Annotated in this window: 12 protein-coding genes; 5 read left to right on the top strand and 7 right to left on the bottom strand. The window is 37.6% G+C overall.

The features are described 5' to 3' along the window. From G558_RS0102990 to G558_RS0102980, 3 genes are all read right to left on the bottom strand, one after another. Positions 1–1878, bottom strand: coding sequence for an NADH-ubiquinone oxidoreductase-F iron-sulfur binding region domain-containing protein (locus G558_RS0102990; protein ID WP_028828846.1), 1878 nt, complete (start codon positions 1876–1878; stop codon positions 1–3). After that, positions 1865–2359: a complex I 24 kDa subunit family protein gene (locus tag G558_RS0102985; protein WP_028828845.1), complete on the bottom strand. Its 495-nt coding sequence runs from the start codon at positions 2357–2359 to the stop codon at positions 1865–1867. The genes G558_RS0102990 and G558_RS0102985 overlap by 14 nt, the downstream gene beginning before the upstream one ends. Before the next feature lie 432 nt (positions 2360–2791). Further along, on the bottom strand, positions 2792–4492 hold the full coding sequence (locus G558_RS0102980) for a diguanylate cyclase (protein ID WP_028828844.1): 1701 nt from the start codon (positions 4490–4492) through the stop codon (positions 2792–2794). Positions 4493–4644: 152 nt separating this feature from the next. On the opposite strand from G558_RS0102980, the gene G558_RS12205 reads away from it, so the two are divergent. Next, entirely contained in the window at positions 4645–5355 is a 711-nt protein-coding gene (locus G558_RS12205; RefSeq protein ID WP_051188423.1) for a DUF6873 family GME fold protein, read from the top strand. 1 nt (position 5356) lies between these two features. Here the strand turns inward: G558_RS12205 and G558_RS0102970 are convergent, their stop codons facing one another. Both G558_RS0102970 and G558_RS0102965 read right to left on the bottom strand, forming a co-directional pair. Then, entirely contained in the window at positions 5357–7081 is a 1725-nt protein-coding gene (locus G558_RS0102970) for a heavy metal translocating P-type ATPase (RefSeq protein ID WP_242825201.1), read from the bottom strand. A 286-nt stretch (positions 7082–7367) separates the two neighbouring features. Next, a complete protein-coding gene (locus G558_RS0102965) occupies positions 7368–7733 on the bottom strand; it encodes an ArsR/SmtB family transcription factor (protein ID WP_028828842.1) in 366 nt (121 codons plus the stop codon). 331 nt (positions 7734–8064) lie between these two features. On the opposite strand from G558_RS0102965, the gene speD reads away from it, so the two are divergent. Genes speD through speB form a run of 4 tightly spaced genes read left to right on the top strand, consistent with a single transcriptional unit; the run spans position 8065 to position 12060 of the window. Continuing rightward, positions 8065–8910 carry an adenosylmethionine decarboxylase gene (speD, locus tag G558_RS0102960; RefSeq protein WP_028828841.1) on the top strand — a complete coding sequence of 282 codons (846 nt, stop codon included), beginning with the start codon at positions 8065–8067 and terminating at the stop codon, positions 8908–8910. After that, a complete protein-coding gene (locus tag G558_RS0102955; protein WP_028828840.1) occupies positions 8903–10357 on the top strand; it encodes an aminotransferase class I/II-fold pyridoxal phosphate-dependent enzyme in 1455 nt (484 codons plus the stop codon). The genes speD and G558_RS0102955 overlap by 8 nt, the downstream gene beginning before the upstream one ends. 1 nt (position 10358) lies before the next feature. Beyond that, positions 10359–11213: a polyamine aminopropyltransferase gene (gene speE, locus G558_RS0102950; RefSeq protein ID WP_028828839.1), complete on the top strand. Its 855-nt coding sequence runs from the start codon at positions 10359–10361 to the stop codon at positions 11211–11213. Further along, entirely contained in the window at positions 11206–12060 is an 855-nt protein-coding gene (gene speB / locus G558_RS0102945) for an agmatinase (RefSeq protein ID WP_028828838.1), read from the top strand. Before speE ends, speB begins: the two co-directional genes overlap by 8 nt. A gap of 40 nt (positions 12061–12100) precedes the next feature. Here the strand turns inward: speB and G558_RS0102940 are convergent, their stop codons facing one another. Together G558_RS0102940 and G558_RS0102935 are read right to left on the bottom strand one after the other, a co-directional pair. After that, a complete protein-coding gene (locus G558_RS0102940; protein ID WP_028828837.1) occupies positions 12101–13204 on the bottom strand; it encodes a hypothetical protein in 1104 nt (367 codons plus the stop codon). A gap of 37 nt (positions 13205–13241) precedes the next feature. After that, positions 13242–13835 carry an HDIG domain-containing metalloprotein gene (locus G558_RS0102935; protein WP_028828836.1) on the bottom strand — a complete coding sequence of 198 codons (594 nt, stop codon included), beginning with the start codon at positions 13833–13835 and terminating at the stop codon, positions 13242–13244. Positions 13836–13850 lie beyond the last annotated feature (15 nt).

Here is a 13850-nt window from a genome sequence, read left to right as displayed (position 1 = left end):
TTATGCCTCCTTTATAGCATCAAATGCACAAGCTTCGATACAAGCTCCACACTTGATACATTTTTTTGTATCTATGGTAAACGGTTCCTTAATCTTTCCTGAAATAGCATCCGCCGGACAGATTCTTGCACACTTGCTGCATCCTCTGCAAAGAACTGGGTCTATTTCCAGTTTCATAAGGCCTTTACAGTTTTTTGTCGGACATATTTTATCTATTACGTGAGCTTCGTACTCATCTCTAAACCACTCCAGTGTACTTAAGATAGGGTTTGCCGCAGTCTTTCCAAGTCCACACAGAGCTGTGTTTTTTACAGTGTCAGCTATATCTTCAAGAAGATCCAGATCCTCTGGCTCTCCGTTTCCATTTACTATTTTTTCCAAGATTTCAAGCATTCTTTTTGTACCTTCTCTGCAAGGTATGCACTTTCCACAGCTTTCAGTTTGAGTAAAGTTCATGAAGAACCTTGCCACCTCAACCATACAGGTATCTTCGTCCATTACAACCATACCACCAGACCCTATCATTGCTCCTACTTCGCTCAAAGAATCAAAGTCAAGCTGCATGTCCAGATGCTGCTTTGTAAAGCAAAGGCAGCCTCCCGATGGTCCGCCTATCTGTACTGCCTTGAATTTCTTTCCTCCTGCAATACCTCCACCTATTTCAAATATTACTTCTCTGAGAGTTGTTCCCATAGGTACTTCAATAAGTCCTGTGTTAACGACATTTCCTGTAAGGGCAAATGCCTTTGTACCCGGGCTTCCTGGAGTTCCAAGCTTTCTAAATTCCTCTACTCCCTTAAGAAGTATTACCGGAACGTTGGCAAAGGTCTCTACGTTGTTGAGTACAGTCGGTTTTGCCCAAAGTCCTTGCTCAACAGTTCTAGGCGGTTTTACCCTTGGCATTCCTCTTTCGCCCTCAATAGAAGCTGTCAGTGCCGAACCTTCCCCACATACGAATGCCCCGGCTCCCTGGTTTATATGAATCTCAAAACTGAAATCGCTTCCAAGTATGTGATTCCCTAACAATCCACATTCTCTTGCTTTATCTATGGCTATCTTAAGCCTTTCAACTGCCATAGGATACTCTGCTCTTACATATATATATCCCTGATCTGCTCCAGTTGCAAAACCTGCTATCATCATTCCTTCTATTATCTTGTGAGGATCTCCCTCCATTACGCTTCGGTCCATAAATGCTCCAGGGTCACCTTCATCCCCGTTACAAACTATATATTTCTGACTTTCTTTTTGCGCAAGTACTTGTTTCCACTTTGTACCGGCAAGAAATCCTCCACCGCCACGTCCCCTAAGACCTGATTCCACAAGCGTATCGCAAATTTCCTGCTGAGTCATCGTAGTTATTGCTTTTGCAGCAGCCTGATATCCTCCATGGGCAATGTATTCTTGTATACTTTCTGCATCCATATGTCCACAATGCTCTAGCACTACTCTGTGCTGACGTTTATAAAAAGGTATTTCTTCTTGTGTTTTATAGGATTTGCAGTCAAGCTCATATGTCAGTCTGTCCACAGATTCGTCATCAAGTATGGACTTTTCTATTATTTCTTGACAGTCGCCAACCTTTACCTTAAGGTAAAGATAATTTTCAGGCTCTATCCTTACAAGAGGCCCAGCTTCGCAGAATCCGTGGCATCCGCTCTTTTTGATGCCCACGCCTTCTTCTTCTTTTTCAAGGTCCACGTCTACAAGCAGTCCTTTTTCTTCAACCAGTCTTTTCAGCTCTGCATATACATCCAGAGATCCTCCAGCTATACATCCGGTACCTGCACATACAAGTATCTTTTTTCTTTGCTTATCCAGAGACGATTTATAAAGCTCTGACAGTTCTACCAATTTATCATAACTATTTATCAGCATTTTGCGCCTCCTCTACCTTTATATTATTTATGATCTCGACTACAAAGTCTGGAGTTACCTTTGGGTATACCTTATCATTAATGGTTATTACAGGAGCAAGACCACATGCTCCAAGGCATGATACTGTTTCCAGAGTAAACATCTTATCATCAGTTGTTTTCTTTTTTTCTGTGAGCACAAGCTGTTTCCTCAGTGCTTCAAGTATAGGTATTGACTTTCTTACATGACAAGCAGTACCATCGCATATCTTTATTACATATTTCCCTTTTGGATTCAGTGAAAAGTTCTCATAAAATGTAGCCACTCCATATATTTTTGCTTCGCTTATTTCCATTTTTTCCGATATGTATTTTAATGATTCTTCTGGCAGATAGCGATACTCTTTTTGAATTGCCTGCATTATGTTTATAAGCTGAGCTTTTTCGCGACCAAATTCTTGCAGAATTTCATCAACTTTTATTGTCATCTCTGTGTTGTTCATAATAATCTCCTTTTTATATTGTTAATTATGTGACATAATAATGATATTCTATCCTAATTCCATTACAATTTCAACCCCTTTTTAATATATTTTTTTTATTTCATTAAAGCATTTAGCTTTATTTCAAGTGGTCTTTGTTAGAAAATTCGGAACTATGTAAGTCCCGTAAACATGGGATTTTTTTTATTATATCTTTTTTTGTTTGCGATTTAATCAAAGCATTGGTTTTTTTTGTAAATCCAGCATTTTTGTATTGTTAAACTATAAACTATTTTAAACTTGTTTTCACAAGACAAACATTTATTCATTTTCTTTATAAAAAAGTATTTTTTCGTTCAATTCCAAATTTTGCAGGTAAAATGTCTTTTTATGAATTTTTATAAAAAATTGCTCTGGAATTTTTACTTTCCAGAGCAATTTTGTTCTTTTAGCTTACTTGTTCATATCCGTTTCAAATACATGAAAGAAATCAAAATCATGTTTTACTATGTGACCTACAATCATATCCTGAATAAGATATTTTGCCACATCTACAGAGTTTACGTCTCCATCATTAAGATTTTTTTGTACTATGAGCGCCTTTTGGAGAAAATCTTCATGAATATCCTTATGTTCCCCAAGTCCCTCATAATTATACAGCTTCAATATATCTTCTTCATTTTTAAAATGTTTATCCGTAAGGTCAATTAGCTTGTCAAAGAGAATTTTTGTAAATTCCTCCCTGTGATCCAAAAAACAATTGCGAATAATTTCATTTGATATTACTATCAATTCGTGATGATCCATATCTATATTCACATTTCCACTTCTGAAAAAAGCTCCCCATTCTATATTTGACGGTGCTTCATTTTGCAAAATTGTAATTTCTTCATCAAAAACCACCTTGTTACGCCCCGTAAGCTTTGCAAGATAAAGAGAGTTATCCATTCTTCTGAATATTTTCTCCTGATTATCACCGACTTGCCACTGAGTCACTCCAAAACTCGATGTGATTGTATTTATATTTTCAAACACATGGCTTTCAATCTCTCTTCTAAGTTTTTCTGCGACAATCAGAGCCTTTTCCTTGTCCGTACGCGAACACAAGATCAAGAATTCCTCTCCACCCCACCTGCATATGGTATCTGATGCTCTGAGATTTTTGTTTAATATTTTTGCAATTTCGCTCAGTACGTAGTCCCCCTTGAGATGTCCATACTGATCATTTATGGATTTAAAATGGTCAATATCCATCAATATAACCGCGAGTGGTTCTCCGCTTCTTATAGATTCTGAAGTTTTCTTTTCATATAACTCCAAAAAATAATTGCGGTTGCACAGGCCTGTAAGCATATCTTTGGTAGCCATATTAAACAATAATTTGCTTTTATCTACATTTTCCTTATTTAACTTTTGCTGTCTTATACATGAAACTATTCTTAACATAAAGAGTTTTATATCCAAAGGTTTTAATATAAAATCATCCGCACCAATATTGAGTGAATGAGTTATTATCTTCTGACTTTCATGACCCGTCACAATGATTATTATGGCATCGAGGTTTTTTTCTCTTATCTTGTATATAAGGTCTTCCCCATCAAATCCTGGCATAACATAATCTATAATATATATATCATAATGTTTTTCAGTTTCCATGAATTCATATGAATTCTGAAAGTAATCCACATTTTTTATGTCATACCTGTTGAAAAAACGACTTATAACTCCCAGTGAAAAACTGCTGTCATCGACTACTGCAATACTCAAATATTTGAGTTCATCTATTAGACTGAGATCATTCTTTATGGTTTGAATATATTTTTCAAATCTCTCATTTGAAAAAGGAGACTTTGTCAAATATGACATTATCCCCATATCAAAATACACCGATTTTTTATCATAGTCCTGCTCATCTGATATAACTATAACTGGTGTGACTGTACTTTTTTCCAATTGAAGCTTTTCTATAAAATCTTTACATGAATAATCACCTATCTGCTCCGCTATTATAAGCAGGTCCACCTTTATATCCGTAATTATTTCATATGCCTTTTCATAAGAATCCGAAGAAATATAGACAACATCATTATCCTCAACGATTTTTTTGATTTTTTTCGAAAACATTTCATTATTATCAATATGCAGAAGCCTCATTTTACCTCCAGGTATGTCTGTTTTATTTTATATCTCCAAAGTATAACAAAGACTCAGATGATAGTCAATAACAATCATCTGATGCCTTGCAATATTAGGGGCTTGACTCTATAATGTATGCATAAGTCAAAAATATACTGAAGGAGTAGATAATGAAATATGTGTTTTTATCAAACAGAGCCGACCTTAAACTCAAGGAATTCTTGACAAGCCTTGGAAAAATTGTAATAGAAATAAAAGATTCTGGTAAAGTTTATAAAGAAATCTCTGACCACCCGGACATATATTTATTCCTCATAGATGGCAATCTAATTGTTGCAAGAGACCAAATTGAAAACATTGCTGACCAGCTTGGACCTGGCTTTGAGTCTCTCAATATAATCCCAGGCTCAAAACCTGTCGGCGAGATATACCCTGCCAGCGCCATCTATAACGGGGTTCAGGTGGGAAGATTTTTTATTCATAATACAAGCTATACCGATGATTCAATAATAGAGGCAGTAAAAAAATCCGACTTAAAAATCATTGACATAAAACAAGGATACGCAAACTGCAATATAGTGGCTGTGGATAATAACTCTATAATAACCTCAGATGCTGGCATATTCAGGACTATCAGAGAAAATTATCCTCAAATCGATGTACTTAAAGTATCTCTTGGCCATGTAAGGCTCCATGGTTTTGAATATGGATTTCTTGGTGGCAGCTCGGGCCAAATAGATGATTATATAATCTTTAACGGAAACCTCGAAGATCATCCAGACTTTATAATAATCACAAATTTCATAAAATCCAAAAATCTAAAACTCAAATATTTCAAAGAATATCCGCTCACAGACATTGGTTCAATAATTGGATTGTGAATTATTTATCCTCGTATACCAGTGCTCTCATGGAGTTTATTACCGCAATAAATGTAACTCCTACGTCTGCAAAAACCGCAGCCCACATATTAGCCAATCCTGCAGCTCCCAGAATCATTACAAGGGCTTTTATGGCAAGTGCAAATATAATATTTTGTTTTGCAATTCCTAATGTTTTTTTCGAAATCTTTATTGCATCTATGACCTTAAATGGTTCATCTGTCATTATAACTACATCCGCTGCTTCTATTGCTGCATCCGAACCAAGACCGCCCATGGCTATACCTATATCGGATCTTGCGAGTACTGGCGCATCATTTATTCCGTCTCCCACAAAAACAAGCTTGCCTTTTGTGGATAAGTCTTTCATTAACTCTTCTATTTTATCTACTTTATCCCCAGGAAGCAGTTCTGAATATACTTGATCCGCTCCAAGCAAGTTTGCGGCTGAATCTGCTGCTGATTTTGAGTCTCCCGTCAGTATGACTGTTTTTTTGATTCCTGATTTTTTCAGTTCTTCAATAGTAGCAATCGAATCGTCCTTTAATTCATCTGAGATCATTATGTGACCTGCATATCTTCCATTTATAGCAACATGAACCACCGTTCCTGCTATATCTTCACTGTCAAATCCTATTTCGAAAATCTCCATCAGCCTGTTGTTGCCTGCATATACAGTTTTGCCATCAACCATAGCCTTTACTCCATGACCGGCAATTTCCTCAACTGTACCTATTCTCTTTCTGTCAATTGTATTTCCATAAGCTTTTTTGAGAGAAACTGAAATCGGATGATTTGAATAGTTCTCTGCGTATGCTGCAAATTCAAGCAATTCTTCGCCACTAATATTGGCTGAACCTGGATTACGAGAAGGCTTTACCCCATGAACTTCAAATACCCCTTTTGTAAGGGTTCCAGTCTTATCAAACACTACGATTTCAGTCATAGCCAGAGATTCTAGATAATTGCTTCCTTTTATAAGGATACCTCTTCTTGACGCACCCCCTATTCCTCCAAAAAAGCTTAGTGGAACTGAAATTACCAGTGCACAGGGGCAGGATATAACAAGAAATATGAGGGCTCTGGATATCCACTGTGAAAAACTGCCTCCGCTCACCATCGGTACTGCAAAAGCCAATATCGCTGCCATTGCAACCACTGCCGGTGTATAGTATCTTGCAAATCTGGTAATAAATTTTTCTGACTTGGATTTTTTGCTGGCTGCATTTTCTACAAGGTCTAATATACGACTTACCGTAGATTCTTTATATTTTCTGATCACTCTGGCTTCTATTACGCTGTTTATATTTATGCTTCCACTGAGGATTTCATCTCCTGCTTTAACACTTCTTGGCAAAGACTCTCCCGTAAGCGCGGAGGTATCTACAGAAGAAGTACCCTCTGTCACTACTGCATCCAAGGGTATCCTCTCACCAGGCTTTATAACTATTATGTCATCTATTTCAACTTCCTCAGGTGAAAATACCAACACTTCATCATTTATTTTCAGATTTGCATAGTCAGGCCTTATATCCATAAGGTCTGCTATAGATTTTTTAGAGCGACTTACTGCATAGTCTTGAAAAAATTCACCAATTTGATAAAAAAGCATTACCGCTACAGCTTCTGGATGCTCTCCTATGGCAAATGCTCCGACTGTAGCAATAGTCATAAGAAAATTCTCATCAAAAACTTCACCTTTGAAAATGTTCTTTAAAGCTCTCAATACGACATCATATCCTATTATAAGGTAGGCTAACACATTGAGAGAAAGAGAAGTAAGTTCATTTTTAACTATAAATGCTGCTGCATATATGGCAATTGCAGCTATTATTCTTGCAAGTGTTCCTCTGTCTATTTCATGAATGTGGTTGTTGCCTTTGGAAATAACTATTTCCGTTTTTGACGCTCAGTCAGAGCATCCGCCGTCACCATGGTCTTTAATGTGTCCGTGACCTTTTTCTGCATCTTCAATTAAATTTGTCATAGCATTTCCTCCCTAATTCACCTGTCTATTCATTTATGTGCTCCATGCCCATCTCCAGAATCTTTTTTACGTGATCATCTTTGAGAGAATAAAATACATTTTTACCCTCTTTTCTAAACTTTACAAGATCTGTCTGCTTAAGAGTCCTAAGCTGATGTGAGATTGCTGATTTGGTCATTCCAAGAAGAACCGCCATGTCACACACGCACATCTCGCTCTGATCCAGGGCCCAGAGTATCCTGACTCTGGTACTGTCAGCAAATATCTTATACAAATCTGCCAGTTCATACAAGACATCATCATCTGGCATTTTACCCCTGACTTCATTAAGTATATCTTCGTGTATGGTATCACAGTCACAATATATCGCTTTTACTATTTCTTTGGCCATTTTTTCCTCCCATATGATTTTACTTTTTTATGTTTTATTTTTTAACAGTTGAGCATGCATTCAACTGTTCACAATTTTATTATAGTTGAACGGGTATTCAACTGTCAATACTTTATTTACAAAAAAGTGTATTTTTTTTACAAAATAATTTTAGTGGGAGTCTTTGTATTGTTTAGCACGATAAACCCCTTCCAAAGCTTGATGTAATCAAGCCTGGTCATTTATCAAACTTAATTATAATTCATTGACATTTTCTAATTTTATTGATATTATTAACTCTAAAAGTTGATTAGACTTTTTGATATTTTAAATATAAAATAGAAAGGTTGTGATGTTAGGGTTGCAAAATAAGCTAAAACTATATGGCTTTAACAACCTCACAAAAACACTTAGCTTCAACATCTATGATGTATGTTATGCGAAGAGTGAGAGAGAGCAAAAAGATTACATTGCTTACATTGATGAGCAATATAACTCGGAGAGATTAACTAAAATCCTCTGCGATGTCACTGAAATGATTGGAGCACATGTGCTCAATATTTCCAAACAGGACTACGATCCTCAAGGAGCAAGCGTAACGATTTTGATTGCAGAGGAAGCGCTTCCAGATGAAGTGGTTGACGAATCATGCAATCAGGGGAGAAATCTCTTTTTTGATACGAGAGAAATGAAAGATACGGTGGTAGCACACCTGGACAAAAGTCACGTAACTGTGCACACATATCCGGAGTATCATCCTGATAACTCCATTGCTACATTTAGAGTGGATATAGACGTATCCACATGTGGACAAATTTCACCAATCAATGCCTTGGATTATCTTATAGGGAGCTTTGATTCCGACATAATGACAATCGATTACAAGGTGAGAGGTTTTACCAGAGATGTTGATGGCAAAAAGTGTTATATAGATCATAACATTACTTCCATACAAGACTATATAGCGGACGAAACTTTACAAAAATATGATGCCATAGATGTCAACGTATATCAGGCTAATATTTTCCATACAAAAATGCTTATAAAAGATATAGAGCTTCAAAACTATCTTTTCAACAAAGATGTTTATGAAATCAATCCAAAGGCCAGACTCGAGATTACCAACAATCTCAGAAGAGAAATGATCGAGATCTTCAGTGGATTCAATGTATACGGCGGAGGTAGCGAAATTGAATAAAGTCTCCCAAAACAGTGCCCCAATATATGAGGCACTCAAGAAATACAGGGAACTGAGAATAGTTTCTTTTGATGTTCCAGGTCACAAGCAAGGCTCTGGCAATCCAATGCTGAAGGAATTTTTGGGTGCTGACTGTATGTCCGTGGATGTAAATTCCATGAAGATGCTGGACAATCTGTGCCATCCGTCTTCAGTAATAAGAGATGCAGAGATACTCGCTGCTGAGGCTTTTGGCGCTGACCATGCCTTTTTGATGGTAGGAGGAACGTCTTCTTCTGTTCAGGCTATGGTAATGAGCGTATGTAAGCCCGGCGACAAGATTATAATGCCAAGAAATGTACACCGAAGCGCCATAAACGCGCTTATCGTAGGTGGGGTAACTCCTGTATACCTTAATCCGGGAGTTGACCAAAGACTGGGTATTCCACTTGGAATGTCCATAGCTGACATAAGGCAGGCCATAAAGGATTATCCTGATGCAAAGGCCATAATAGTCAACAATCCAACATATTATGGAATCTGCTCAGACCTTAAATCAATAGTAAAACTGGCTCATGAAGCAGGCATGAAAGTGCTTGTCGATGAGGCTCACGGAACGCATTTCTATTTTGGAGACAATATGCCAGTTACCGCTATGGCTGCAGGCGCTGATATGGCGGCTGTAAGCATGCACAAGACAGGAGGATCTCTTACACAGAGTTCATTCCTGCTTACTGGTCCTGCCATGAATCCTGAATATGTAAGGCAAATTATCAATCTTACCCAGACAACTAGCGGTTCTTATCTTCTTATGTCATCACTTGACATATCCAGAATGAATCTTGCTCTAAATGGAAAGCAGATATTTGACAAAGTTCAGGAGATTTCGGAGTATGCACGAAAAGAAATAAACAACATAGGTGGATACTATGCATTTTCAAAAGAAATCATAAATGGTGATACTGTATATGATTTTGATATTACAAAACTTTCTATTCATACAAGAGAAATGGGCCTTGCAGGAGTCGAAGTTTACGATATTTTAAGAGACAATTATGGAATTCAGATAGAATTTGGCGATGTAGGAAATATACTTGCCATAATTTCTGTAGGAGACAGGCTTCTCGACATCGAAAGACTTATAGCTGCACTGTCTGAAATAAAAAGGCTCTACCAGAAAGATCCAGCAGGAATGTTTGACCATGAATATATTGAACCAGATGTTGTAGTTTCCCCTACAGAAGCCTTTTATGGTAAAAAACATCAAGTTCCAATAGAAGAAAGTGAAAACCTGGTTTCAGGTGAATTTGTAATGTGTTATCCTCCTGGTATCCCTATTCTGGCACCTGGTGAAAGAATATCAAGAGACTCTCTTGACTATATAGCCTTTGCCAAAGAAAAGGGAAGCCTTCTTACTGGAACAGAGGATATGAATATTGAAAAAATAAATGTTTTGGAGGGAAAATAATATGGAATTATGGTATACAGAGCAGCATACAGATGATGTACGCTTTTCAATAAAAGTAGAAAGTCAGCTTTACTCAGGTCAAAGTGACTTTCAAAGAATAGATGTTTTTGAATCAAAAGAATTCGGCAAGTTCTTTACTCTTGACGGACTTATGATGGTTACAGAAAAAGACGAGTTTATCTATCACGATATGATAGTTCACGTTCCAATGGCTACAAACCCTGATATAAAAAAAGTCCTTGTAATAGGGGCTGGTGACGGTGGAACTGTAAGAGAACTTACAAGATATGAAACTATCGAGCAGATTGACATGGTTGAAATAGACAAACAGGTTGTAGATATTTCACTTGAGTTTTTTCCGCTGACTTCATCAAAACTTAATGATCCAAGAGTTAACCTTTTCTATGAAGATGGACTTAAGTTTGTTAGAAACAAGGTAAATGAATATGATCTTATCATAGTTGACTCTACAGATCCATTTGGACCTGGCGAAGGGCTTTTCACAAAAGAATTCTACGGAAACTGCTTCAAGGCGCTTAACGAAACAGGGATTCTTGTAAATCAGCACGAAAGCCCATACTACAGCAGCTATGCCGCTTCTATGCAAAGAGCTCACAAAAGAATCACAGAGTTCTTCCCAATGTGCAGCGTGTATCAGGCTCATATACCAACGTATCCGTCAGGACACTGGCTGTTTGGATTTGCATCAAAAAAATTCAATCCACTGACAGACCTCGATGCGGCAAGATGGAATGCACTTGGACTTAAGACAAAATACTACAATACTGACCTTCATACAGGATGTTTTGCACTTCCAAACTACGTGAAGGACTTGCTGGACCAGGCCCATGAATAGAAATGTATCCACATTCATAGGATGTGAAAATGAATATGACGAGTCAGGCATAGTGCTTTTTGGCGCTCCATTTGACTCTACTACTTCATTTCGACCTGGTACACGTTTTGCGAGCAGTGCAATGAGAACTGAATCTATTGGAATAGAGACTTACAGTCCATATCAGGATATGGATCTGGAAGATATTCCAGTATTTGACGCAGGCGATCTTGAGCTTACCTTTGGAAATGCTGCAGTGACCCTTGATACAATAACAGACTTTACAAAAAAAGTCCTGGGTGATTCAAAGCTGCCCTTAATGATAGGTGGAGAACACCTTGTAACCCTTGGAACAGTTAGGGCCGTCGCAGAAAAATATCCAGATCTTCATATAATCCACTTTGATGCTCACGCAGATCTAAGAGAAGATTACATGGGCGAAAAACTCTCTCATGCGACGGTTATGAGAAGATGCTGGGAAATAGTTGGAGACGACAAAATATTCCAGTTCGGGATTCGTTCAGGTGAAAGATCCGAGTTTGAGTGGGGAAAAGATCATGTTCAGACTAATAAGTTCAGCTTTACAAGACTTGATGAGGCAATAGATAGATTGAAGGGCAAGCCGGTTTACTTTACGCTTGACCTTGACGTCCTTGACCCTTCTATATTCCCAGGAACTGGAACTCCAGAAGCTGGTGGGGTTACATTCAACGAACTTCTTGGAGCTATAATGAAACTGAGCCAGCTTAATATAGTTGGTCTTGATATAAATGAACTTTCTCCTGTATATGACCACAGCGGCGTTTCGACTGCAGTGGCATGTAAACTCTTAAGAGAGCTTATAATGATAGTTTCACAAAACAAGTAAATTTAATGATAAATCAAAAAAAGAGCCTCAGGCTCTTTTTTTATTTCATAAACAAATCTGCAACAAGGACTATATAAATAACAAGAGTTATCCACTTTATTATTGCTGCATATCCTGCTTTTTTGAGATATTCATCGTTTCCTTCTTTAATACCTTTTATTCTGTATGCTGCTTCTCTTCTGTTTACTTCCAAAAATATAATAATCGCTGCAAGTCTTGCAAAGGTAATAGCTGGATTACTTGTTCTAGATGCTGCCACGCTCCCATATAGACTCGTCTTGTATGTTTTTTCCTGGGGATATATAGAATATACATAAGCATTTTGATTATCAGAAGTCTTTAGTCTGTAGCCTATATCAGATATCTTCAGCTCGGTATCAGGTTTTGTATTTATTTTTATTGTTCCTCCAAAACCTCCGTCTAAGACCTCCAGCCTGCTATATAGGTTGCCTACCGCTTTTCCATCATAATACTCCTGAAAATTAATATAGACATCATAGAGTTTGTCACTTGATTTATTTGTTACTTCTACCTGTGCAGTTTTTTGTCCTGAGTCCTGAGATATAATTATCTCCCCAGTACGGATTTTGTCTACTTCCTCACTCAGGCTTTTGAATTCTGTTTTTATATTAGGCTCTGCTTTAATATTTCGGCTTTGACCTTGATCAAAGGACCCCGATATAAGTATAGCATTACCTTCTGAATCTCTGTAAGACGCCTCTGTAACTTTTAGCGGCTGCTCCTGCTTTACATTTTCATGTTGAGAGCTAAGTAGCGCTGATTCACCTGATCGGAGGATACTTATATGATAAGATGGTATGAGGAAATGGTTTTTTGTGGCAGTTTCTTGTTCAGCCATTTCAACACTTATTTCATAAAGGGTTTCATCTGATATGTTTTTTATCTCGATCTGAGAATAAGAAGAAGAATCATCTTTCTCCAGATTGTAATCTGCGGTATTTATTTCTTCAAACCCTACATACTCAGGCTTTCCAATTTCAAGTTTTTCCGTTAGCTCAACATCTTTAATAAGAGTGTCCTGAAAATTACTTTTGGCAAAGTTGTATGATGCCATTACTGCCGTAATAATTATCATTACAGCAAAAGCAATCCTCATTTTTCCCGTTACAGTAAATCTGTCCATATTCTCCCCCCTTTCAAAATAATAATCTATTTTAGTGTTACTGCTCTATATTCTGCTTGTCCATCTCAAGGTTCACTGACTCTTCACACGAACGCATGGCCATTATTGTCTCTTCAAAGAGTTTGTCCAATTCCCATCCCAGCATGTCTGCCCCTTGTTTTATCACGTCACGGGAACATCCACCGGCGAATTTTTTATCTTTGAATTTCTTTTTAATACTCGAAACTTCCATGTCCATTACACTTTTAGACGGCCTCATCCTTGCGGCTGCACCTATTAATCCCGTGAGCTCATCTGTTGCAAAAAGTATTTTTTCCATAGTATGTTCAGGCTGTGGCAGCGGCTCTGTGCAAAGCCCGTATCCATGACTTGCAACCGCTCTTATGAATTTTTCCTCAAAACCATACTCTCTTAAAATTTCCTGAGTCTTGGTGCAGTGCTGGTCTGGATATAGTTCAAAATCCAGATCATGAAGAAGTCCTGCCATCGCCCAGTAATCTGCTTCCTCGCCATAACCCTCTTCCTTAGCAAAGTATCTCATAGTACCTTCTAAAGTAAGTGCGTGCTGCAGATGAAATTCTTCCTTGTTATATTTTTTAAGAAGTTTCCACGCCTCTTCTCTACTTATCATATTTGTTTCCTCCAT

Origin of the sequence: Proteocatella sphenisci DSM 23131 (assembly GCF_000423525.1) — a bacterium.
Classification (GTDB): Bacteria; Bacillota; Clostridia; order Peptostreptococcales; family Filifactoraceae; genus Proteocatella; species Proteocatella sphenisci.
The sequence above is the reverse complement of the archived record's forward strand: the minus strand, read 5'-3'. Positions and strand labels throughout refer to the sequence as shown.